Genomic DNA, 22,401 nt, shown 5'->3' with positions numbered 1-22,401 from the left:
TGTCGCTGATCACGGCGATGTGGAGGGTGTCGGTGTGGGAGTCGACCCCGCCGAACACGTCCTGGCCCGCGGTGTGTCCGACGACCGCTGCTGTCATGCTGATGATGCCTTCCCTAGCCGGAGGTCGGCGCCGGCCGGGTGGAGCAGACAGGACATTGAAGGGGCTTCTGGACCAAGCTCCTATCAGGTCATGTTCCGCCCGGCCGGTGCCGTGAGAACAGGTCCCGGCGGCCGGACAGAACAACCCGAGGACAGTCCAGCAGGACGTCAGTCAGTGGCCGAGCCACGACCACCGGAACCTGAGTACCAGCATCAATGTCAGTGGCGTGTGCGAGGCTTCGCACACGGTCGGTGGAGTGTCGACCATGGGGTCGACCGACGAGGGGAGCGTGCCGTGGGGTTCGAGGCGAGCGGGTCGTTCGAGGTGACGGCGTTCGAGCCGGTGGAGACGGAGGAGCGTGAGGGCGCCTCCTTCGGGCGGGTCCGGATCACCAAGGCCTTCACGGGCGGGCTGAGCGGCAGCGGCGAGGTCCGGATGCTCTCCGTCGGGGGCCCGTCCGGCGAGCCGGCGTCGTACGTCGCGGTGGAGCAGGTGACGGGCGAACTGGACGGCCGCAAGGGGTCGTTCGTGCTCCAGCACGCGGCCTGGGACACCACCGGGGTGACGATACGCGTGGTGCCGGGCACGGGGACGGGCGAACTGGCCGGGATCACTGGGGAGTTCCGCCTGACCATCGACGGGTCCGGCACCCACACCTACGTCCTGGCGTACGAGCTGGGCTGATCCCGGCCGCGGGGCGCACGGCCGGGATCCGGTCACCGCCAACGGTCACCGCCGACGGTCAACGCCGTCGGCGGCTCAGAGGACGGGCTGCGTCGCCTCCAGCCGCCGGACCGCGGTCCGGACCGCGGTCGTGAAGCTCCAGAACAGCGGCAGGGTGTTGGCCGCCCGGTCGGCCCGGGTGTTCTTGCCCGGGGCGAACATCGCGGCCCGCAGGTCGGTGGTCATCTCCAGCTGGGCACCCATCCCGAGCAGGCTGCGGTTGCAGATGTTCTCCGGGGAGATGCCGGCGATCTCCTCCTCGCCGGAGGCGGTCACGGCCCGGATGCCCGCCGCGGCGAACTCCTCCATCAGGTACTGGCGGAAGGTGGAGTTCAGCCCGCCGACCAGCACGGCCTGGGCCCCGGCCTCCAGGCCGGCCTGGGCGGGGGTGCAGCCGTGCAGCGACAGCACGTTGGAGCTGCCACCACACAGCGCGCGGGCGACGCCGTCGTCGCAGTGGGTCGAGGTGACGTGCAGCGCGCTGTTGTTGGAGGCGCGCAGGCCCTCGAACATCCAGAAGTCGTACACCGGCCCGGCGGTCGGCGTCGGGGCGAGGTCGGCCGGGTGGTAGCCGGCGATGGACAGGCACAGTTCGGAGGTCCCGCCCTCGATGCCGCCGCCGTGCGGGGCGATGACGGTGGTCCGGACGAGCGCCGTACGGCTCTGCGGGCTCTGGTCGTCGATCAGGTGCCGGCGGTAGCGGCGACCGTAGTCCACGCCCTCGACCAGGGCCGGGTCCGTGTAGAGCGCCGTGTTGGAGGGGTAGAGGTCGGCGGCGTACGCGGGGGTGCCCCGCAGCGAGAGGCCGATGGACGCGAGGGCCGGGGCCGCGGCGAGCGCGGTCATCAGGGAGCGACGGTTGATCACGGTCAGGGATCATGGCAGGAGGTGGGGAACGGGTAGAGTCACAGCAAAGTCACGGCCAAGCCGGAGCAAGCACACGGCCTCCGCCATGTCACCTCGACGGACGCGCGCCGTGCGCGCCGGGCATCCGAGCGCGCTGCCACGATGATGCGATCAGTGCACGACCGACATCGGAGGGTGGCGCATGCCCGGTACCGCGACGATCCTTGCACCGGCCACGGTCGAGGAGGTGGCCGGCCGACTGCGGGAGCTCGCGGCGGGCCTGCCCCCGGCCGACGGGGTGGCGGTCTTCAACCGGCTCTACCTCACCGTCACGGAGGCCGTGCGCGACCGGCTCGGCACCGGGTACTTCACCGACCCGTCGGCGATGGCCGAGTTCGACGTGGTGTTCGCCGGACGGTACCTGCTGGCCGTGGCCGCCGACGCGGCCGGGCAGGAGCCGCCCGCCTGCTGGCGGCCGCTGTTCGCGCTGCGCGCCCACCCGGGCGTGCACCCGCTCCAGTTCGCGTTGGCCGGAATGAACGCCCACATCCAGCACGACCTTCCGCTGGCCGTGGTGGACCTCTGCCACCGCCGGGGCTGCGAGCCCGGCGAGGTCGAGGAGGACTACCACCGGATCAACGGGGTGCTGGCCGAGGTGGAGTCGGCCGTCCGGGAGCAGTTGCTGCCCGGAGGGCCGGACCTGCTGGAGCAGGCCGAGCCGCTCGCCCACCGGCTCGGCACCTGGTCGGTCGAGGCCGCCCGCGAGGGGGCCTGGTCCGCGGTGCGGGCGCTCTGGGAGTTGCGCGGGCTGCCGGGCGCCGCCCGGGCGTTCACCGCCGCGCTGGACGGCTCGGTCGGGCTGCTCGGCCGCGCCCTGCTGCTCCCCCTCGGCCCTCGCGAGGAGGAGCAACAGGACCCCGGCGGCCTGGCGGCGGCCGCCCGGCTCCCCGAGTCGAGGAGCCGGGCGGCCGGCGGTGGCGAGCGGCGGCCGTAGCAGCGGCGGGAACGGCCGCCGACGGAACGGACGCGGGCGTGGGCGCCCGCCCCGCTCAGGCCCAGCTGGAGTGCAGCGGCTTGCCCTCGGCGTAGCCGGCCGCGCTCTGGACGCCCACGATCGCCTTCTCGTGGAACTCCTCCAGGGAGGCGGCGCCCGCGTAGGTGCAGGAGCTGCGGACCCCGGCCACGATCGAGTCGATCAGGTCCTCGACGCCCGGGCGGGCCGGGTCGAGGAACATCCGGGAGTGCGAGATGCCCTCCTCGAACAGCGCCTTGCGGGCCCGGTCGTACGTGGAGTCCTGGGCGGTGCGGTTGCTCACCGCGCGGGCCGAGGCCATGCCGAAGCTCTCCTTGTACTGGCGGCCGTCGGCGGCGGTCTGGAGGTCGCCCGGGGACTCGTAGGTGCCGGCGAACCAGGAGCCGATCATCACGTTGGAGGCGCCGGCGGCCAGTGCCATGGCGACGTCGCGCGGGTGCCGCACGCCGCCGTCGGCCCAGACGTGCCTACCGAGCCGGCGTGCCTCGGCGGCACACTCCAGGACGGCGGAGAACTGCGGGCGGCCGACACCGGTCATCATCCGGGTGGTGCACATGGCGCCCGGGCCGACACCGACCTTGAGGATGTCGGCACCCGCCTCGACCAGGTCGCGGACACCGGCGGCGGAGACCACGTTCCCGGCCACGATCGGGACCTTCGGGTCCAGGCCGCGCACGGCGCGCAGCGCGTTGATCATGGACTCCTGGTGGCCGTGCGCGGTGTCCACCACCAGCACGTCGGCGCCGGCCTCGATCAGCGCGGCGGCCTTGCCCGCGACGTCGCCGTTGATGCCGACGGTGGCGGCGATCCGCAGCCTGCCGTTGGCGTCCACGGCCGGGGTGTAGAGGGTGGCGCGCAGCGCGCCCTTGCGGGTGAGGATGCCGACCAGTCGGCCCTCGCCGTCGACCACCGGGGCGAGCTTGCGGTGCGCCTCGGAGAGCCGGTCGAAGGCGGCCCGCGGCTCGATGCCCTCGTCCAGCACCAGCGGGTCGCGGGACATGACGTCGGCCAGGCTGGTGAAGCGGTCCACGCCCTGGCAGTCGGACTCGGTGACCACGCCGACCGGCCTGCCGTCCTCGACCACCACGACGGCGCCGTGCGCGCGCTTGTGCAGCAGGGAGAGCGCCTCGGCGACGGTGGCGCCGGGCGAGAGCGTGATCGGGGTGTCGAAGACCAGGTGGCGCCGCTTGACCCAGGAGACGACCTCGGCGATGACCTCGGTGGGGATGTCCTGCGGGATGGCGACCAGGCCGCCGCGGCGGGCGACGGTCTCGGCCATCCGGCGGCCCGCGATGGCGGTCATGTTGGCGACGACCAGCGGGATGGTGGTGCCGGTGCCGTCGTTCGACGAGAGGTCGACGCCCTGCCGGGAGCCCACGGCGGAACGGCTGGGGACCATGAAGACGTCGTCGTACGTCAGGTCGTACGAGGGCTTGAGGTCGTTCAGGAAACGCATGAAGGGGCTCTCTGGCTGGGAGAAATTACACCTCGGGTGCGGTTGCGGCGATGCCGCCGGGGCGCACTCGGGCGCCCGGCACCCAGCGTTCGATTCTCCGGGAGGGCAGGGGCAAAAGCCAGTTCGAGGAGCATTGCTGGTGCTGTGCACAAACCATGATCAATGCTCCGCGCGTAGACATGGAGGATCGTCCAAGGGCCCCCTCCGACGTCCGGCTTTCGCCCCGGTCCCGACCGCTCCCGTAGCATTCACGCGGTAACGGGCATGGCTTCACGCGTGTGGGCGTGGCGAACGGGAAAGCGGCAGCAGGCGTGGGCATCGAGCAGATTGACATCGAGCAGGACCGGGTCGAGGGCACCGAGGAGGAGGTCGACCACGGTCCCGGCCTCGACCCCGAGCGGCTGAGGCTCTGCCTGGAGGTGCTCGCCGAGCTCGACGAACTGCACGTCGACCACCCGGACGCGATCACCGTCCGCAAGGCCGTCGGGGGCATATTCCGGACCCTCAAGCAGCGCCGCCGCCAGGAGACCCGGGCCCGCAAGACCGCCAACGACCGCGCGGTCACCGCCCGCACCGCCACCGGCGCCCCCACCCGGATCGACGACGAGACGGCCGGCGCCTTCGGCCTGACCACCGTCACCACCACCGAGATCGCCGGCATCCTGGAGCGGCCGCGCTCCTGCTACACGTGCAAGCAGCGGTACGTCGAGGTCGACGCCTTCTACCACAACCTCTGCCAGGACTGCGCGGCCAAGAACCGCGCCCGTCGGGACGCCCGGGCCGACCTCACCGGCAAGCGCGCGCTGCTGACCGGCGGCCGGGCCAAGATCGGGATGTACATCGCGCTGATGCTGCTGCGCGACGGCGCCCACACCACCATCACCACCCGCTTCCCCAACGACGCGATCCGCCGCTTCAAGGCGATGCCGGACAGCGCCGAGTGGATCCACCGCCTCAAGATCGTCGGCATCGACCTGCGCGACCCGGCCCAGGTGCTGGCCCTCGCGGACGAGGTCGCCGCCGACGGCCCGCTGGACATCCTGATCAACAACGCCGCGCAGACCGTGCGCCGCCCGCCGGAGTCCTACCGCGAGCTGGTCAACGCCGAGTCCGCGCCGCTGCCGGCCGGCGAGCTCCCGCAGGCCACCACGATCGGCCGCTTCAACAGCGGCAGCGTCGACCTGCCCGCCCTCCCCCAGCAGGCGAGCGGCGAGGGGCGGCGGCTGGCCGCCGAGGACGTCACCTCGCTCGCGCTGGTCACCGGCTCCGCCACCCCGGCCCGGATCGAGGCCGGCACCGCGATCGACGCCGGCGGCCTGGTGCCCGACCTCGCGGACACCAACAGCTGGGTGCAGACCGTCTCCGAGGTCGGCCCGATGGAGCTGCTGGAGGTCCAGCTCTGCAACTCCACCGCGCCGTTCATCCTGATCAGCCGGCTGCGCCCGGCGATGGCCGCCTCCGCCTCCCGCCGCAAGTACGTGGTGAACGTCTCCGCGATGGAGGGCGTCTTCTCCCGCGGCTACAAGGGCGCCGGCCACCCGCACACCAACATGGCCAAGGCCGCGCTCAACATGCTCACCCGCACCAGCGCGCAGGAGATGTTCCAGACCGACGGCATCCTGATGACCGCCGTCGACACCGGCTGGATCACCGACGAGCGTCCGCACCCGGACAAGATGCGCCTGGCCGACGAGGGCTTCCACGCCCCGCTCGACCTGGTCGACGGCGCGGCCCGGGTGTACGACCCGATCGTGCGCGGCGAGGCGGGCGAGGACCTGTACGGCTGCTTCCTCAAGGACTACGAGCGCGCCAACTGGTGACCGGCTGAAGGAGATGGCGAGTTGAGCACAGCACCACGGCCCGCGACCACCGCACCGCTGCTCGGAGCCGGGATCATCGTGCCCACCGGGGACGGCCGGGTCCTGATCGGGCGCCGGATCACGGCCGGCGAGCCGCCGACCTGGAGCCTGCCCGGCGGCAAGGTCGACCTCGGCGAGTCCTTCGAGCAGACCGCGGCCCGCGAACTCGCCGAGGAGACCGGCATCGTGCTGCCGGCCGAGGAGATGCGGGTGCTCGCCCTGCACCTCGACCACGAGCTCGGCCGGCCCCGGCTGACCGCCGCCGTGCTGGCCCCGCCGAGCCTGGCCGAGGCGGTCGTCACCGAGCCGCACGCCTGCGCCGGCTGGGAGCGCTTCCCGGTGGACGCGCTGCCCGAGCCGATGTTCTACCCGTCCGGGTTGGTGCTCGGCAGCTGGCTTCCCGGGCTGGACGGCGCACGGCGGGACGGGACGCACGGCTACCCCGTCACCCGCTGATCCGCGGGCGACGGGGCGGGTTGAACGCGCTCAGCCGTTGCGGGCCGCCTCCGGCCCGGTGATCCGCTTCAGCAGCGGCAGCGTCGAGGCGATGATCCCGAGCGAGGCGACCAGTCCGAAGGCCGTCAGCCCGTAGTACCCCACCCCCGGGGACACCAGGTCGAACTTCATCTGCGCCTTGAGGAACATCGCCGCCGCGGCGAAGCCCGTCCCGATCGCGATCGCCGACACCACCAGCAGCGGCAGGGCGCTCTCCAGCCCGAGCACCCGCTGCAGCAGCCGCAGCGGTGCCCCGGTCAGCCGCAGCATCGCGAACGGGCGGCGGCGGTCGGAGAGTCCGGCCACCACGCTCACCGCGAGGCTGCACCCGGCGATCGGCAGGGTGGTCAGCAGGACGACGTTCGCGAGCTGGCGCCAGCCCTGGAGCTTCTTCTGCGCCTGGGAGCTCCAGTCCTGCGCCATCCGCGCCTCGTAGCGCGGGAGTTCCCGGTTGAAGATCGTCCGCAGCTGCTCCTTGGCGGACGCGGAGCCGTCGGTGGTCGCGTAGACCATCCGCACCGGGAGGGCGGCGACCTCCTCGGCGGAGATCGGCGCCGCCGGCCACTCCTTGTCGGTGTTCGCCTGGAGGTCCAGGAACACGTTCCGGTCGACGGCCGCGACGACGGCCCCCGGCGCGCAGTGGCCGGCCACGGGAATCCGCGCGAGTTCCGAACAGCGCACCAGGGGAGGCACGATCCGCTCCCGGCCGTACTGGTACGCACCGATCCCGGCCGGGTTGTCGTGCACCAGTGCCATCCCCTCGAAGCCCGGGACGGCCCGGGCCCGCGCCACCAGATCGTCGGGCACCGCCGGGACCGCCGGCGAACTCTCCGGGCCGCCCATCGGGGTGGTCACCACGGCCTTGAGGACCTCCTGAGCGCCGTTGAGCGAGCTCATGTTCGCGTTGATGCTGCCCATGATGCCCAGCGTCGCGGTGGTCACGAACAGGGCCAGCACCAGGCCGGCGACCGAGCGGAAGCCCGTCCTCGGGTCGTCGCCCAGCCGTCGCATCGCGATCAGCGTGGCCGGACGGCTGGTCCGCCGGGCCACGAGCCGGGAGGCCGCCATGGTGAGCCACGGCCCCGCGATCACCAGGCCGAGCATCACCAGCACGAAGCCGCTGAGGTAGCCCGCCGACTGCGTGCTGGTGCTCGCCGGGGGGTTCGCGACGAAGTAGCCCAGCTCGCCCAGACCGGCCAGCAGCGGGACCACCCGCCAGGCGGTGGGCGGCTTCGGGGTGGCCCTGCGGCTGACCCCGAGCGGCGAGATGGCGACCCGGCGCAGCGCGAACCGGGCGGCGAGCGCGGCCGCCAGCGGTACGCCCAGCACCACCCCGGCGACCTGCGGGAGGCCGACGCCCAGATCGTCGATGAAGAAGCGGTCGCCGGTGAACGGCACGTCCGCCATCAGGGGCCTCAGTGCGAAGTACAGGCCGAAGCCGAGAACGGTGCCGGCCACCGCGGCCACCGTGGACTCCACCGCCGAGATGACCGACACCTGGCCCGGTGTGGCCCCCACCAGGCGCATCGCGGCGTAGCGCTGCTCCCGGGTGGCGGCGGACAGCCGGGTCGCGGTGCCGATGAAGATCAGCACCGGGAAGATCAGCGCCCCGGCCACCACGGTGAGCACCAGGACCATCCGGTCGCCGTGCACGCCCGCGCCGAAGCAGTCGTTGTCGCAGTCGGTCGGCAGGGCGGTGGCGATGCTCGTGACGGTGGTGGCCCTCGGCAGGGCCTTGACCTCGTCCTCCGTACGGCCCACGACCACCGCCAGGGTGTCCGGGGAGGGCAGGGCGTCGTTCCCGAGGGTGCCGACCAGCCGGCCCGGGAAGCGGTCGCCCAGCTCGACGGCCGGGACGTCGCGCAGCAGCTTCTCCAGGGCGGGCGAGGCGTAGAACTCGCCCGGTGCCGGCAGCCTGCTCAGGCCGGGAGGGACGGGCGAGGTGGGCCCGGTGGGGGCGACATCGGCCCGGAAGACGGTCTTCCCCCGGTAGTAGTCCCCCCGGGCGCCCCACCGGAGCGGGTCCACCGGGGCCGCGGCGGTGGCGCCCTTGACCCCCGTGTTCATCCAGAGCTGCCGCTGGTTGGACCGGTCGATCGCGTGGATGCCGGCGAGCGTCGAGAGCAGCAGCCCGACCCCGATCGCGACCGCCGCCGCGATCATCACCAGCCGGGCCAGGGCCTCCCGGCCGCCGCTGACGGCCAGCCGGAGCGAGAAGGCGATCACGGGGCCACCGATCCGACGGAGAGCACCCGGGCCTGGCCGTCTCGCACGACGGCCTCGCGGTCGGCGTAGGCGGCGACCCGGGCCTCGTGGGTGACCAGGATGACGGTGGTGCCCTGCTCGCGGGCCGAGCCGACCATCAGCTCCATCACCTGCTCGCCGGTCAGCGAGTCCAGCGCGCCGGTCGGCTCGTCGGCGAACAGCACCTTCGGACGGGCCACCAGACCGCGGGCCAGGGCCACCCGCTGCGCCTGACCGCCGGACAGTTCGCCGGAGCGGCGGCGCTCCATGCCGTCCAGGCCGAGCCGGGCGAACCAGGGCCGGGCCTCGGCCAGTGCGGCGGAGCGGCGCACGCCGTTCAGCAGCAGCGGCAGGGCGACGTTCTCCTCGGCCGTCAACTCCGGCACCAGTTGGCCGAACTGGAACACGAAGCCGAACTCGTCCCGGCGCAGGGCGCTGCGCCGGGCCTCGTTCATGGTGTCCAGGCGCCGCCCGTTGAACAGCACCTCGCCCGCGTCGGGCACCAGGATGCCCGCCAGGCAGTGGAGTAACGTCGACTTGCCCGAGCCGCTGGGGCCCATGATGGCGAGCACCTCGCCGGCCTCGACGGACAGGCTGGCCCCGCGCAGTGCGGGCGTCTCGCCGAAGGCGAGGGCGATGTCGCGGGCCTCGATCACGGCGGTCATCCGCGCACCTCCGCGGCGAGCACGTCCAGCCGGGCCACGGTGAGGTCGATCCAGCGCAGGTCGGCGTCGAGGTGGAACAGGCCGTGGTCGGCGAGCAGGGAGTCCACCAGGGCGCCGCCGCGGCGCAGTTCGGTGAGTTCGCGCATCCGGCGCAGGTGGGCGGCACGCTGGGTGTCCAGGTACAGCTCGGCGTCGCGGCCGAGCATCAGGGCCAGCACGACCTTGGTGAACAGCACGGACTGGAGGTTGGGTTCGGGAGCGACGGGCTCCTGGAGCCAGGTCTCGAACTCGGTCGCCCCCGTCTCGGTGATGACGTAGCGCTTGCGCTCGGGCCCGTCGCCGGGCTCGGCCTCGCCGGCCACCACCTTGCCGTCGCGGGCCAGTCGGCCGAGGGTCGAGTAGACCTGGCCGTACGGGAGGGGCTTGCCGCGCCCGAAGAAGGCGTCGTAGTCGCGCTTGAGGTCGTAGCCGTGGCTCGGCTCCCGCTCCAGCAGCCCGAGGAGGGTCAAAGGAACACTCATGGAAGGAACATACACCAGGGATATACACCGGGTGTATACCCGGGGAGAAGAAGGCCATGACCAGGGACGATCACGGCTCACGCGGGCGGGCGGGCAGGAGGCGACCCCCACGATCGCCTCCTGCGCCACAGCCGGGCCCGGCACCCCCACGGTCAACCGGGCCGCCGCCGCGCCCAGGCACGGGAAGCGCGGCCGGACTCCAGCCTGCCCGGACGGGGCGCCGCTGCCGAGGGTCGAACGTCCCGGGTGAGGGACCATCGGTACTACGACTGCGCACGACTCTTGTGCGCAGGGGTCCGCCGGGTGGAGATTGGGTAACGAAACCCCGTACGCGCCCGCGCCCCTGAGGAGTCCTCACCGTGCACAGCACTCCCCGCCCGACCAGGCCCGCGTCGCTCCCGCGGCGAACCGGTCGTCAGGTGAGGCGGGCCCTCGGGGCCCGGCACGAGGCGCTCGCCCGCCCTGTCGACCGGGCCCGCGCCCGGGCCTGGCTGCTCGCGCTCCTCGGCGGGCTGCTCGCCACGGCCCTGTCCGTCGGCGGCGCCCTGCTCCTGTTCCGCTCCACCGCGCCCCAGGCCGACACCGACCGGGTCCGGCTGCGCCAGGTCGACGCCGTCGTCGGCACCGTCTCCGACCACAACGCCACCGTCGGCGGCCGGTTCGGCGGCGGCTACAGCAGCCAAATCGACGTCGAGGCCTCCTGGACCTACCCCGGGGGCACCGCGCACACCGGCACCGTCCAGGCCCCGCGCACGGCCCTCCCCGGCGCCGTCGTCCCGGTCTGGGTCGACCCCGACGGCAACGCGACCGCTCCCCCGGCCAACCGCGCCGCCCTCGCGGTGTCGGCCGCCTGCACCGGCGCCGGCGGCCTCCTCGTCCTGCTCGCGGCCCTCGTCCTCGTCCTCCGGATCCGCCTCCACGCGCTCGATCGCCGCGCCGAGGCCGCCTGGGCCACCGCCTGGGCCCGGCTCGAACCGCTCTGGAGCGGCCGCGCGGGACACCGCGGGGAGGAGTGAAACCGCTAGGCACTGTCCGGCGGATCTTTGCCGGACAGGCCCTGGCCGGCCTCAGAGCGGCTCGGTCCAGCCCGGCGCCGGGGTCCGCCTGGCGGCGTTGTAGGTGAGGACGGCGACCCCGACGAGGAGGACGAGCGCCAGGGCGAGCGCCGTGGGGACGCCGGTGTGGAGCACGAGGAGTGCGCCGACCAGCGCCCCGGCGAACATCCAGACGGCGGAGGCGAGTCGGCGGGGGCCGCTGCGGTCCGCGGCGAGGGCCGTGATGGTCATGGTGAGCACGGTGGTGGTGAGGTCGGGGACCTTGAGGGAGCGGACCACCGCGTTCTGCCCACCCATGGCGAAGCCGAGCAGCCCGATCAGGGTGTAGCGGGCGGGGTCGGAGGCGTGCCCGGCGACGGCCGCCAGGACGGTGCTCACGGCGACCAGCACCGATTGGACGGCGACGGCCGCGGTCAGCAGGTGGCCCCGGTGGCCGGGCAGGCGCCGGGAGAGGTGGCCGCCCGCCATGGCGCCGAGCACGAAGGCTGCGAGGGCGGCCAGCGAGGCGGTGGCGGAGAGGTTCGCCGCGCCAGCCAGGGCGAAGCCGAGGAACACCACGTTGCCGGTCATGTTGGCGACGAAGACGTGGCCGAGTTCGAGGTAGCTGACCGCGTCCACCACTCCGGTGACCACGGTCAGCACCAGCAGCATCGGCACCAGCGGCCCGTGCCTGGGGTCGGGTTTCAGCATCGGGCCTCCCGGTGGAGTCGAATGACGGCCCCTCCGTTCTACTCCCTCAGGCCAGCGCGGTGTTGCCCTGCTCGTCGGAATCGTCGTCCAGGTGCCAGTGCAGGTCGCGCACGCCCGGCTCCAGCGACAGCCGGGTGACGACCTGCTCCAGCGCGGGGGTCACCTGGCCGGTGATGGAGACGGTGGCCCGCAGGTTGGTGGCGTCGCCCTGCTCGGTGCGGCGGGCGCGCAGGCCGGTGGGGGCGAGGCCGGAGGCGGCCAGCGCCTGGAGCAGCAGGGCGCGGATGTGGGTTTCGGCCTTGCGGTCGCACTCCAGGTGGACGGTGGCCCGGCTGGTGGAGTCCGGGTCGCTGCCGGACTGCGGGGCCCGGTCGAGCAGTCGGCCGGCCGGGCGCAGCACCAGGTGGACGACGAGCACGGCGAGCGTGCCGAGGCCGGCCAGCTCCAGCTTGCCGGAGGCGGCCAGCACCCCGACGGCGGCCGAGCACCACAGCGTGGCGGCGGTGTTGAGGCCGCGCACGCCGGCGCCGTCGCGCAGGATGACGCCACCGCCGAGGAAGCCGATGCCGGAGACGACGTACGAGGCGACCCGGGTGGGGCTGCCGGTGTCGCCGACGACCTCGCTGTACAGCACGAACAGGGTGGCTCCGGCGGCGACCAGGGCGTTGGTGCGCAGGCCGGCCATCCGGGCCCGCCACTGGCGCTCGACGCCGATCAGCGCGCCGCAGGCGATGCCGGTGGCGAGCCGGACCAGGAAGTCGACGGTGGTCAGGGTGTGCACGGCGGCACCTCCTTCACGGGAGAAGGGAACGGACGGGTGGCGAGCCGCTGCCCACCACCCGTCCGTACGGGCTGTGATCGGTGGCTCAGTGGTTGAGCGCGGTCTGGACGACCTTGATGATGACCATGATCATCGCGATCAGCAGGTAGGCGCGCAGGGCGCCCATGCCGACCTTGCGCGCGGTGGACATCACCGGCTTGGCGAGGGTCTCCAGCGGGGGCATCCGCCACTCCTCCCGGCCGGTGCGGTCGATCGGGTCCTCCTTGGTGCCCCGGCGGCCGGCGGTGAAGAAGTACCCGGCGACGAGCACCCCGGTCACGCCGCAGCCGGCCATGATCCAGAGGATCGCCGCCGAGCTGATGTCCGGCCAGACCACGGCCGCCGTGAGGATCAGGGACAGCATGACCAGCACGCCGACGACCGCGGAGGTGAAGGCGTTGGTCTTGGGGCCGTTGACCCAGGGGCCGAGCACGGCCTTGTCGTTGCAGAGCAGCAGCAGGAACACCGTCGCCGAGGGCAGCAGCACACCGGCCAGCACCTGGACGAACTGGGTCATCAGGCCCTGGGTGTAGCCGTTCGACAGCAGGGTGATCGCCGCGGCGACCGCCACCAGACCGGCGTAGACCGCGTAGAAGCCCTTGGCACCCTTGACCCCGCGGTGCAGCGAGTGCTTGATCCCGAAGACGTCGCCGATCGCGTAGGCCGTGGAGAGCGAGACCGCGAAGGCGCCGATGATCGAGGCGTCCAGCAGCGCGATGGCGAAGAGGATGCCCGCCAGGTGGCCCGCCTTGTCCTCGATGCCCTTGGCCACGGCGGCGGCGTCGGAGAACTGGCCGAAGCCGTCGGTGCCCGCGAAGGCCGCGGCGGTGAAGCCGATCATCGCGGCGGCACCGACGATCACGATCACGATGCCGATCCACAGGTCGACCTTCTCGTACTTCATGAAACGCGGGGTGATCCGCTTGTCGATGACGTACGACTGCTGGAAGAACAGCTGCCACGGGGCCACGGTGGTGCCCACGATGGAGGTGATCACCAGCATGACCGCCGCGAGCTGGCCGGAGCCGCCCGGCATGCTCGGCACCACGAAGTCGTGGGCCATCTGCGAGGTCCTGGGGTGGATCATGAAGTAGATCGGCACCAGCAGCAGCGAGCCCACGCACAGCGTCACCGCCACGCGCTCGAAGCGCTGGAAGGAGCCGGTGAAGGCCGAGGCGATGATGATCGCCGCCGCCAGGACGACCGAGGCGACCTTCGGCAGGCCCAGGTACCCGGCCGCCAGCGTGACGCCGATGAACTCGGTGACCAGGGTGAGCGCGTTGAGCAGGAACAGGTCGATGACGCTGAACGCGCCCCAGAACTTGCCGAAGCGCTCCAGGATCAGCCGGGCGTGCCCGACGCCGGTGACGGCGCCCAGGCGCAGCACCATCTCCTGGTTGACGTACAGGACGGGGACCAGCATGAGCAGGGTCCACAGCAGCTGGGTGCCGTAGTTCTGACCGGCCTGGCCGTAGGTGGAGAAGGCGCCCGCGTCGTTGTCGCCGACCATCACGATCAGGCCGGGGCCGATGATCGCGAGCAGGGTCTTGAGGCGGGCGGAGAGGCCGTGGCGGGGGGTCGTGTCGTCGAGCCTGATGGTGCCGAGCGCGCCCTTGATGTCGCCGACGTGGGCGTCGTCGAGCACGGCGGACTGGGCGGCGGCGATGGGAGCGGTGGGGGCGGCGGGAACCTTGGGGTTCAGCGTCACGTTGGTCATGGCGGGGCCTCCCTGCCCTCCTTCTGGAGAGGGCGACAGGGGGCACGCAGCAGCGATCCTCCCTGCGGGCGCATGGCATCCACTCCGCACGGCGACGCTGAGCGGCGGCGGCCGTACGGACATGACGATGCGTCAGGCGGCTTGCGTCGAGGCATGGTTGAGCGCAGGACGAAGCGCCGGGTGAACGCGCAGGGAAGGTTGTTACCGCGTGCCGGAGGTGTTCGAGAGCATGCGGGGGTAGGGGCAACTGTGGCCCGGACTACTGCAGTCCATGTCTCTCGCCTCCTCCCGGCCGGGGGCGCACCGTCTGTGCGCCGCATCGCGACACGGCAAGGAGCACGCCGCCCCGAAGGGTCGGCACACCCCAACTCGTCAGAGCTTTGGCACTCCACGGCGTGTCCAACCCTCATGGGCCGGAAGCCACTTCGGATCAACCCTTAGGTCGGGAGGATCTGTCCTAACCCTGGGCGTCTCTCGACGTCGTCGGATCAGTGGCCTGTGTCCGTGAAGACGCCTCACCGAACGAGGTGCCTTTTCAAACCTCAAAAAGCATAGACCCGTCACGGCCGGACGGAGTCACCTTTTCGGCCCATCTTCGACAGCTTTGTAGAAGCTTGACCAAACCCGGACCGCCTTGTGCACCGCCACGCGGCATATATAGTTCACCGACATATGCAGCTGAACAGCTCACGAGGGGGAAGTGTGTCCCACACCGATCCGCGCCGGACCGCAGCGGTCCTGCAGTTGGCCAAGGTCTCCCGGGTGCACGGCCGCGGCGCCGCCGAGGTGCACGCCCTGCGCGGGGTCGACCTGGCCGTCCATCCGGGCGAGTTCGTCGCCGTGATGGGGCCCTCCGGCTCCGGGAAGTCCACCCTGTTGACCCTGGCGGGCGGGCTGGACCTGCCCAGCCAGGGCGAGGTGCTGGTCGAGGGCGTCGCGCTCGGCGGCCTCAGCCGCGGCCGGCTCGCCGACCTGCGGCGGCGCTCCGTCGGGTACGTCTTCCAGGACTACAACCTGATCCCCGCGCTCACCGCCGCCGAGAACATCGCCCTGCCGCGCGAACTCGACGGCGTTCCGGGCCGCACCGCCCGCCGCGAGGCGCTGACCGCACTGGAGGAACTCGGCATCGGGGAGCTCGCCGACCGCTTCCCGGACGACATGTCCGGCGGCCAGCAGCAGCGCGTCGCCATCGCCCGCGCCCTGATCGGCGACCGCCGGCTGGTGCTCGCCGACGAGCCGACCGGCGCGCTCGACTCCGCCACCGGCGAGGCCGTGCTCGCCGTGCTGCGCGCCCGCTGCGACGCCGGGGCGGCCGCCATGATGGTCACCCACGCAGCGGAGCACGCCGCCTGGGCGGACCGGGTGGTCCACCTGCGCGACGGCGAGGTCGCCTCGGAGAGCGTCGGGCGCCGCTTCGGCGGCCACCCGGTGGCCGTCCCCCACCCCTCCGGTGAGGTGGTCCGGTGAGGCTGGGAGCCTGGAAGGTCGCGCTGCGCATCGCCCGACGCGACGCGCTGCGGGCCAAGGGGCGCAGCGCCCTGATCGTGGCGATGGTCGCGCTGCCCGTCCTCGGCGTCACCGGCGCCGACGTCGTCCATCGCAGCGGGCAGCTCAGCCCGGCCGAACGGGTCGAACGGGTGGTGGGCGGCGCGGACGCGCTGGTCACCGCGCTGGCCCCGGGCCGGGCCGTCGAACAGGCCCCGGTCGCCGAGGACGGCGCCTTCACCGTCTACTCGCCCCCGGGGCAGCAGCCCACCGCCGACCGGCAGAGCGCCGCGAGCACCGACCCGGCCGTCCTGGTCGCCTCGCTGCTGCCGCCCGGCAGCGCGCTCACCCCCGCCCGGACCGGTCCGGAGACCGGCGCGACCTCGCCCGAGGGCCTGGTCCGCACCCTCACCACCGAGGCGGACCTGGGCGACCCGGTCTGGCGCGGCCGGCTCGACCTGGTCGAGGGCCGCGCCCCGAACGCCCCGCACGAACTGGCCGCCACCCGGGCCTTCCTGGACCACGCCGGGCTCTCGCTCGGCGGCACCACCACCGTCCAGGGCCTGGAGCGGACGACGTACACCATCACCGGCGTGGTGGAGCACCCGGACGAGCTCGGCCGGGTCGAACTCGTCGCCCGCCCTGGCGAGTTGCTCGACCAGCTGGCCGCCGCCCAGGACCCGGGCCTCCCCGCCGCCGAGCGGGACGCGGGCGGGCACCCCGCCTGGCTGGTCCACCTCCCGGCCGGAGCCGCCGTCGACTGGGCGAAGGTGCAGGAGTTCAACACCCACGGCTACACGCTGACCGCGCGTTCGGTCGCGCTCGACCCGCCGCCGTACGGGGCCGTCCCCTACTACCGCGACAGCCGGAGCTACAGCGACCCCGCCGCGGGCAACAGCACCAAGGTCGTGGTCGCCACCGTCACCGGGATGGCGCTGCTGGAGGTCGCCCTGCTCGCCGGGCCCGCCTTCGCCGTCGGTGCCCGCCGCTCACGCCGCCAGCTCGCCCTGCTCGGCGCGGCCGGCGGCAAGCGCACCCACGTCGGCGCGGTGGTGCTCGGCGGGGGCGTGGTGCTCGGCGTGGTCGGCGCGGCGCTCGGCGTGGCGCTCGGCACCGGGGTGGTGGCCGGACTGCGGCCGTGGATCGAACAGGTCGGCGGCGCGCGCTTCGGGCACTTCGCGCTGCGCCCGCTGGACCTGCTCGCGATCGCCGGGATCGGCCTGCTCACCGCGCTGCTCGCGGCCGCGCTGCCCGCCTGGCAGGCCGCCCGCCGCAGCGTCACCGCCGGGCTCACCGGGCGGGACACCGTCCGGGCGCCCAGCCGGCTGGTCACCCTGCTCGGCGTGGTGCTGGTCCTCGGCGGCGGCGCGATCGCGATGTACGGCGCGAGCGCGGTGCAGCGCGGCCTGCCGGTGGTGAGCACCTACGACGCCCGTACGCTCACCGTGCTGGGCGGCTCGGTCACCGCCGAGCTCGGCCTGCTGGCCTGCACCCCGGTGCTGGTCGCGCTGTTCGGCCGGGCCGCCGGACGGCTGCCGCTCGGGCCCCGGCTGGCGCTGCGGGACTCCGCCCGGCACCGCTCCCGCACCGCGCCGGCCGTCGCCGCGGTGATGGCCGCGGTGGCCGGAGCGGTCGCGATCGGGGTGTACAGCACCAGCACGGACGCCGAGAACCGGCGCGACTACCGGCCGCAGGCCCCGTACGGCGCCGTCCAGCTGGACAGCCACCGCGACGGGCCGCAGGCCACCCAGCTGCGCGCCGAGGTGGAGAAGCAGCTGACCGGGCTCGGCCCGCGGGCCGACATCGGCCAGCTGGTCTACCGGTTCTGCGACAACTGCTCCAGCACCGTCACGCTCAAGAGCCCGATGGACCACCGCCGGCTCTCCGACATTCCGCACGTCGCCACCGGGGACGCCACCGTGCTGCACAACCTGTTCGGCGTCCAGAACCCCGCGGCCGAGCAGGCACTGGCGGCCGGGAGGCTGCTGGTCTTCGACCCGTCGCTGATCGGCACCGACGGCAAGGCCGTCATGCTGCTGCGCGGCGGCGGCCCCGTCCAGCCGGGGCAGATCCCCACGCCCGACCTGCGGGAGGTCCCGGTCGACGCGGTGCTGGTCGACAACCCGGCGGCCGCCCGCTTCGCCCAGGGGCTGCTGCCCACCACCGCGCTGTCCGGGCTCGGGCTGTCCGCCGAGCCGAGCGGAGCGGTCTGGCGCCCGGCCACCCCGCCCGACCGCAAGGCGCAGCAGCGCGCCGAGGCCGCGGCCGTCCGGCTGGACCGCTTCGCCCGGCTGGACGTCGAGCGCGGCTACCAGCCGAAGAGCGACGCGCTCACCCTGGCGCTCAGCGGTTTTGCCGGAATCGTGGTGCTCGGCGCGGCCGGGATCGCCACCGGGCTCGCGGCCGCCGACTCCCGACAGGACCAGGCCACCCTGGCCGCCGTCGGCGCGCCGCCGCGGATCCGGCGGACCATGGCGGGCCTCCAGTGCGCGCTCATCGCCCTGCTGGGGGCGCTGCTCGGCGCGGCCAACGGCTTCGTCCCGGCGGTGGGGCTGCTCAAGTCCCGGGCGAGCGGCTTCGGTTCGCCGCCGGCGCTGATCACCGCGCCCTGGGGCGAGCTGCTGCTGGTCGTGCTGGTGCTGCCGGTGCTCGCGGGGCTGCTCGCGGCGCTGTTCACCCGCTCCCGGGTGCCGCTCGGGCGGCGGCTGTCCTGACCGGCGGGCCCGCCGCCCGAACACGCCCGACACCGCTTGGGCACCGGCCGCGCACCGGCCGGGCACCGCTCGGAATCCGCCGGGCGCCCACCTCCGCACACCGGGGGCGGGCGCCCGGCGCTCGCCGTAGCATGGGCCGCGATCCGGCGGGCGAAGGGCGCCCGCGGTCGGCTCGGCGAAGGGGACGAGGGCGGTGCTACGGGGCTTCGGCGATCTGGAGGCCGAGATCATGGACCGGCTCTGGTCCTGGGGCCGCCCGGCCACGGTGCGCGAGGTGGTCGACGACCTCCAGCGGCAGCGGGCCGTCGCGTACACCACCGTCACCACGGTCGCCGACATCCTGCACACCAAGGGCTGGCTGCGCCGGGACAAGGTCGGCCGCGCCTGGGTGTACGAGCCGACCTGCACCCGTGAGGCGTACACCGCCCAGCTGATGCACCAGGCGCTGGAGACCAGCCCGGACCGGGCCGGCGCGCTGCTGCACTTCGTCGACCGGATCACCGGGGACGAGGCCTCCGCCCTGCTCGCCGCCCTGGAGCAGGTGAAGGCCCGGGACTCCGAGTGACGCTCGCCCTGCTCGGCCTGCACCTGGCCGTGACCGGCCTCCTGCTGCCCCCCCGGCTGGCCGGCCACCCCCGGCTCCAGGCCCGTCCGGCGCTGGGCGCGGCCCTGTGGCTGGCGCTGATGGCCTCCTTCACCGTCGCCCTGGTGCTCGCCGCGCACCACGCGCTGGAGCCCGCCGCGCACGAGCCGGCCGGGCTGCTCGGGCTGCTCCCCCACCTCGAACCGGCCGGGCCGGTCGTACCGCACACCCACGACTGGTGGCTGCTGGCCACCGCCGGGGCGGCGCTCGCCGGGCTGCTGGCCACCGCCGGCGCCCGGGCCGGGCGGATCCGGCGGCGGCACCGGGCGGTGCTGGACGTGGTCGCCGTACGGGACCGGCGCTGGGGCGCGCTGGTGCTGGAGCACGCCCATCCGACCGTCTACTGCCTGCCCGGGCGGCGCTCCCGGGTGGTGCTGTCGCGCGGGGCGCTGCGACTGCTGGACGAACGGCAGCTCGCCGCGGCCGTGGCGCACGAGCACGGGCACATCCGCGGCCGCCACCACCTCCTCCGGCTGCCCGCCGATACCTTCGCGCGGCTGCTCGGGCCGCTGCCGCTGGCCCGGGTGGGGCGCGCGGAGGTGGCGCTGCTGCTGGAGATGGCGGCGGACGACGCGGCGCTGGCGGAGGTGTCCCGGGGCGAACTGGCCTCCGCGCTCTGTGCCCTGGCCTCGGGCGCCCCGGCCTCGGGCCCCGCTCCGGAGGGTTCGCTGGGGGCGGCCTCCACCGGGGTGCTGGCCCGGGTCCGCCGCCTGGCCCGGCCGGGCGGCGGCCGGCGGCGTCAACTGGCCGGGTGGCTCTGGGTGTTGACGCTGCCGGCGCTGCCCTACCTGCTGGCCTGCGCACCGCATCCCTAGCGTCCGGCCCGGCGAAGACTACCGGTGCCGCAGGTACGCCGCGGCCGTCTCGCGCAGCCGGTCGTGCAGGCCGTCGTAGGCGCGGGCCCGGCCCAGCACGTCCTTCGGCAGCTTGGCGACCATCGTGTAGTTGGTGTCGCAGACGTTCGCCGCCGGGGCCAGTCCGGCCTGGCTGACCAGCTGGTACGCGTCCAGCTGGTCCAGGCCGAGCAGCTCGCCCGTCCAGCCGACCAGGTCGTGCTGGCTGATCCGGAACGCGTCCTCCAGCGGACGGGCCGAGCCGGTGCTGATCAGGAAGTCGTCGTTCTCCAGCCGGGGCCAGGCCGGGCCGCCGCCCTTGACCAGGTCGACGATCACGGTGGTGCGCATCGCCGCCTCCACCGCCGTGCCGCACACCTCCCCCTCGCCCTGGCGGGCGTGGCCGTCGCCGATGGCGAGCAGGCCGCCGTCGACGTTGACGCCGAAGTAGGCCGTGGTGCCGGCCCGCATCTCGGGGGTGTCCAGGTTGCCGCCGTGCGCGCCCGGGGTGATCGAGGCCAGCACCTCGCCGGCCGTTGGGGCCACGCCGACCGTGCCGTGCATCGGGTCGAGCGGCAGGTCCACCGTGAAGTCGCCGCCCCGGGCCCGGAACCGGCAGGTGCCCGCCTTGACGTCCAGTTCGTAGATCCAGACCCGCTCCTCCAGCGGCGCGTGCAGCATCGCCGTGCTGTGGGTCGCGGTCAGCGCGCCGAAGTGCGGGAAGGTGCTGGAGATTCCGTGGTCCCGGGCCGGGGTGATCTCCACGAAGTGGACCGCGAGCAGGTCGCCGGGCTCGGCTCCGGCCACCGCGATCGGCCCGGTGACCGGGTTGAGGTACGGGAAGACGCACACCTGGCTGGGCAGGTCGCCGGTGCCGCGCACCTTGCCGCCGAAGCAGTCCTCGGTGGTCAGTTCGACGACGGTGCCGGGCTGGACGGTGACCAGCGGGGCGCGGCCGCCGAAGGTGTAGGAGTAGTCCTCCGGGGTCGGGGACAGCGTGACGATCTCGGGCAGGCTCACTGCTTCTCCTCGGGGGTGGTGGCACCGGCGGCGGCGGGCTCGGCGCCGATGACGGATTCGGCCTCGGTGACGGCCAGTCGGGGCTTGCGGCCGGTCGCGATCAGCCCGGCCAGCACGATCCCGCCGATCAGCAGCCAGACGAAGCCGAGCCGCTGGGCGGCGATGTTGGCGTTGTAGACGACGTAGCCGAGGATCGCGAAGCCGATGGCCGGGGCGATCAGGTGGCGCCAGTAGTCCTTGCTGCGCTTGCGGACCAGGTAGTGGACGACCACGGCGACGTGCAGGACCAGGAAGGTGGTCAGCGCCCCGAAGTTGACCAGGGTGCTCAGCAGGGTGATGCCGTCCTCGCGCGAGGCCATGTACAGCCCGAGCACCAGCGAGATGCCGGCGGTCAGCAGGGTGGCGTTGACCGGCACCCGGCGGGTCGGGTGGATCTTCGCGAGGAAGGCGGGCAACTGGCGGTCGCGGGCCATCGCGTACAGCAGTCGCGAGGTGGCCGCCTGGGCGACCAGGGAGTTGGCGAAGCCCCAGGCCACGGCGGTGGAGGCGGCGGTCAGCGTGGCGAGCCAGCCCCCGGCGGCGGTGCGGGCCGCGTCGTAGAAGGCGGTGCCGTTCGGGTCGCCGTCCCGGACCAGGGAGTCCGGATCGGCGACCAGCAGCGAGGCCACCCAGGTCTGCACGATGAACAGGGTGCCCGCCAGCAGCAGCGCGGCCACCATCGACCGGCCGATCGCCTTGGCGGAGTCCCGGTTCTCCTCCGAGAGGGTGGAGATCCCGTCGAAGCCGAGGAAGCTCAGCACCGCGACCGACACCGCGCCGAAGACCAGGCTCCACGAGAAGGTGTGCGAGTTGTAGAGCGGGGTGAAGTCGAAGCCCCGGCCCTTGCCGGAGGCGAGGGCGATCACGCCGACCACCACGAACAGGGCCAGCACGACGAGTTCGCCGATCAGCATGGCCTTGTTGACCTTGGAGGTGGTCTCGATGCCCAGGTAGTTGACCACGGTGTTGAGCAGCACGAAGCCGATCAGCCAGAGCCACACCGGGACGGACGGGACCAGGGAGTTCATCGCGACGCCCGCGATCAGGTACAGCAGGCCCGGCACCAGCACGTAGTCGAGCAGGATCATCCAGCCGGACAGGAAGCCGACCGGCGGCGCGATGCCGCGCCCGGCGTAGGTGTAGACCGAGCCGGCCATCGGGAAGGCCCGGGACATCTGGGCGTAGGACAGGGCGGTGAACATCATCGCCACCATGCCGAGGACGTAGGCCAGGGCGACCATGCCGCCCGAGCCCTGGAAGACGCTGCCGAAGATGCCGAACGGGGCGATCGGCACCATGAACACCAGCCCGTAGACGAGCAGGTCGGTGAAGGTCAGGGACCGGCGAAGCTCCTGTTGGTAGCCGTAGCTCTCGATGCTCTGGGGCGCGGGTGTGTCGGCCATGGTGCTCTCTCTCCGTGACGACCCTGCGGGTGTGTGGGGA

Annotated in this window: 19 protein-coding genes and 1 riboswitch; of the genes, 9 read left to right on the top strand and 10 right to left on the bottom strand. The window is 73.4% G+C overall.

Annotation, left to right across the window (positions count from 1 at the left end):
- The first annotated feature begins 394 nt into the window (after nt 1-394).
- Nucleotides 395-784: a DUF3224 domain-containing protein gene (locus RZ50_RS20445; RefSeq protein ID WP_196950768.1), complete on the top strand. Its 390-nt coding sequence runs from the start codon at nt 395-397 to the stop codon at nt 782-784.
- A 75-nt stretch (nt 785-859) separates the two neighbouring features.
- Here RZ50_RS20445 and RZ50_RS20440 read toward each other — a convergent pair whose 3' ends face one another.
- Nucleotides 860-1,696, bottom strand: coding sequence for a poly-gamma-glutamate hydrolase family protein (locus tag RZ50_RS20440; protein ID WP_254802968.1), 837 nt, complete (start codon nt 1,694-1,696; stop codon nt 860-862).
- Nucleotides 1,697-1,871: 175 nt separating this feature from the next.
- On the opposite strand from RZ50_RS20440, the gene RZ50_RS20435 reads away from it, so the two are divergent.
- A complete protein-coding gene (locus RZ50_RS20435) occupies nt 1,872-2,663 on the top strand; it encodes a DUF5995 family protein (protein WP_254802886.1) in 792 nt (263 codons plus the stop codon).
- 55 nt (nt 2,664-2,718) lie between these two features.
- Here the strand turns inward: RZ50_RS20435 and RZ50_RS20430 are convergent, their stop codons facing one another.
- Nucleotides 2,719-4,158 (bottom strand): GuaB1 family IMP dehydrogenase-related protein, encoded by a 1,440-nt coding sequence (locus RZ50_RS20430; protein WP_196949019.1) that lies wholly within the window; start codon nt 4,156-4,158, stop codon nt 2,719-2,721.
- A gap of 317 nt (nt 4,159-4,475) precedes the next feature.
- On the opposite strand from RZ50_RS20430, the gene RZ50_RS20425 reads away from it, so the two are divergent.
- Together RZ50_RS20425 and RZ50_RS20420 are read left to right on the top strand one after the other, a co-directional pair.
- Complete coding sequence (locus RZ50_RS20425; protein ID WP_308272010.1) at nt 4,476-5,978, top strand: SDR family NAD(P)-dependent oxidoreductase; 1,503 nt, start codon at nt 4,476-4,478, stop codon at nt 5,976-5,978.
- Between the two features lie 21 nt (nt 5,979-5,999).
- Nucleotides 6,000-6,473: an NUDIX hydrolase gene (locus RZ50_RS20420; RefSeq protein ID WP_196949020.1), complete on the top strand. Its 474-nt coding sequence runs from the start codon at nt 6,000-6,002 to the stop codon at nt 6,471-6,473.
- A 30-nt stretch (nt 6,474-6,503) separates the two neighbouring features.
- Here RZ50_RS20420 and RZ50_RS20415 read toward each other — a convergent pair whose 3' ends face one another.
- Genes RZ50_RS20415 through RZ50_RS20405 form a run of 3 tightly spaced genes read right to left on the bottom strand, consistent with a single transcriptional unit; the run spans nt 6,504 to nt 9,942 of the window.
- Entirely contained in the window at nt 6,504-8,738 is a 2,235-nt protein-coding gene (locus RZ50_RS20415; RefSeq protein WP_196949021.1) for an FtsX-like permease family protein, read from the bottom strand.
- Nucleotides 8,735-9,421 (bottom strand): ABC transporter ATP-binding protein, encoded by a 687-nt coding sequence (locus RZ50_RS20410; protein WP_196949022.1) that lies wholly within the window; start codon nt 9,419-9,421, stop codon nt 8,735-8,737. The genes RZ50_RS20415 and RZ50_RS20410 overlap by 4 nt, the downstream gene beginning before the upstream one ends.
- A complete protein-coding gene (locus tag RZ50_RS20405) occupies nt 9,418-9,942 on the bottom strand; it encodes a PadR family transcriptional regulator (RefSeq protein WP_196949023.1) in 525 nt (174 codons plus the stop codon). The genes RZ50_RS20410 and RZ50_RS20405 overlap by 4 nt, the downstream gene beginning before the upstream one ends.
- Before the next feature lie 419 nt (nt 9,943-10,361).
- Here RZ50_RS20405 and RZ50_RS20400 point away from each other — a divergent pair, with 419 nt between their 5' ends.
- Nucleotides 10,362-10,958, top strand: a complete 597-nt coding sequence (locus tag RZ50_RS20400) for a DUF3592 domain-containing protein (protein ID WP_196949024.1) — start codon at nt 10,362-10,364, stop codon at nt 10,956-10,958.
- 51 nt (nt 10,959-11,009) lie between these two features.
- On the opposite strand, the gene RZ50_RS20395 is transcribed toward RZ50_RS20400, so the two are convergent.
- The 3 genes from RZ50_RS20395 to RZ50_RS20385 all read right to left on the bottom strand — a co-directional run bounded on the left by RZ50_RS20395 (nt 11,010) and on the right by RZ50_RS20385 (nt 14,224).
- Nucleotides 11,010-11,687, bottom strand: a complete 678-nt coding sequence (locus RZ50_RS20395; protein WP_196949025.1) for a YoaK family protein — start codon at nt 11,685-11,687, stop codon at nt 11,010-11,012.
- A 46-nt stretch (nt 11,688-11,733) separates the two neighbouring features.
- Nucleotides 11,734-12,468, bottom strand: a complete 735-nt coding sequence (locus RZ50_RS20390) for an MgtC/SapB family protein (protein ID WP_196949026.1) — start codon at nt 12,466-12,468, stop codon at nt 11,734-11,736.
- Nucleotides 12,469-12,553: 85 nt separating this feature from the next.
- Nucleotides 12,554-14,224: an NRAMP family divalent metal transporter gene (locus tag RZ50_RS20385; protein ID WP_217680675.1), complete on the bottom strand. Its 1,671-nt coding sequence runs from the start codon at nt 14,222-14,224 to the stop codon at nt 12,554-12,556.
- Between the two features lie 356 nt (nt 14,225-14,580).
- Nucleotides 14,581-14,758, bottom strand: a riboswitch (M-box (ykoK) riboswitch).
- 168 nt (nt 14,759-14,926) lie between these two features.
- Here RZ50_RS20385 and RZ50_RS20380 point away from each other — a divergent pair.
- The 4 genes from RZ50_RS20380 to RZ50_RS20365 all read left to right on the top strand — a co-directional run bounded on the left by RZ50_RS20380 (nt 14,927) and on the right by RZ50_RS20365 (nt 19,881).
- Nucleotides 14,927-15,691: an ABC transporter ATP-binding protein gene (locus RZ50_RS20380; protein WP_308271938.1), complete on the top strand. Its 765-nt coding sequence runs from the start codon at nt 14,927-14,929 to the stop codon at nt 15,689-15,691.
- Nucleotides 15,688-18,423 carry an FtsX-like permease family protein gene (locus RZ50_RS20375; RefSeq protein WP_196951953.1) on the top strand — a complete coding sequence of 912 codons (2,736 nt, stop codon included), beginning with the start codon at nt 15,688-15,690 and terminating at the stop codon, nt 18,421-18,423. The genes RZ50_RS20380 and RZ50_RS20375 overlap by 4 nt, the downstream gene beginning before the upstream one ends.
- Nucleotides 18,424-18,616: 193 nt before the next feature.
- A complete protein-coding gene (locus RZ50_RS20370) occupies nt 18,617-18,988 on the top strand; it encodes a BlaI/MecI/CopY family transcriptional regulator (RefSeq protein WP_196951954.1) in 372 nt (123 codons plus the stop codon).
- Complete coding sequence (locus tag RZ50_RS20365; protein ID WP_196951955.1) at nt 18,985-19,881, top strand: M56 family metallopeptidase; 897 nt, start codon at nt 18,985-18,987, stop codon at nt 19,879-19,881. The genes RZ50_RS20370 and RZ50_RS20365 overlap by 4 nt, the downstream gene beginning before the upstream one ends.
- 18 nt (nt 19,882-19,899) lie before the next feature.
- On the opposite strand, the gene RZ50_RS20360 is transcribed toward RZ50_RS20365, so the two are convergent.
- Nucleotides 19,900-20,919 carry an acetamidase/formamidase family protein gene (locus RZ50_RS20360; protein WP_196951956.1) on the bottom strand — a complete coding sequence of 340 codons (1,020 nt, stop codon included), beginning with the start codon at nt 20,917-20,919 and terminating at the stop codon, nt 19,900-19,902.
- Nucleotides 20,916-22,361 carry an APC family permease gene (locus tag RZ50_RS20355; RefSeq protein ID WP_196951957.1) on the bottom strand — a complete coding sequence of 482 codons (1,446 nt, stop codon included), beginning with the start codon at nt 22,359-22,361 and terminating at the stop codon, nt 20,916-20,918. The genes RZ50_RS20360 and RZ50_RS20355 overlap by 4 nt, the downstream gene beginning before the upstream one ends.
- Between the last annotated feature and the right edge of the window lie 40 nt (nt 22,362-22,401).

The sequence above is a fragment of the Kitasatospora sp. SUK 42 genome (assembly GCF_015776785.2).
Classification (GTDB): Bacteria; Actinomycetota; Actinomycetes; order Streptomycetales; family Streptomycetaceae; genus Kitasatospora.
This window is presented reverse-complemented; position numbering and strand designations above follow the sequence as displayed.

Coding starts and splice junctions, on each gene's coding strand:
- RZ50_RS20435 (WP_254802886.1), top strand. CDS start 1,872: ATGCCCGGTACCGCGACGATCCTTGCACCGGCCACGGTCGAGGAGGTG.
- RZ50_RS20430 (WP_196949019.1), bottom strand. CDS start 4,158: ATGCGTTTCCTGAACGACCTCAAGCCCTCGTACGACCTGACGTACGAC.
- RZ50_RS20410 (WP_196949022.1), bottom strand. CDS start 9,421: ATGACCGCCGTGATCGAGGCCCGCGACATCGCCCTCGCCTTCGGCGAG.
- RZ50_RS20405 (WP_196949023.1), bottom strand. CDS start 9,942: ATGAGTGTTCCTTTGACCCTCCTCGGGCTGCTGGAGCGGGAGCCGAGC.
- RZ50_RS20395 (WP_196949025.1), bottom strand. CDS start 11,687: ATGCTGAAACCCGACCCCAGGCACGGGCCGCTGGTGCCGATGCTGCTG.
- RZ50_RS20385 (WP_217680675.1), bottom strand. CDS start 14,224: ATGACCAACGTGACGCTGAACCCCAAGGTTCCCGCCGCCCCCACCGCT.
- RZ50_RS20355 (WP_196951957.1), bottom strand. CDS start 22,361: ATGGCCGACACACCCGCGCCCCAGAGCATCGAGAGCTACGGCTACCAA.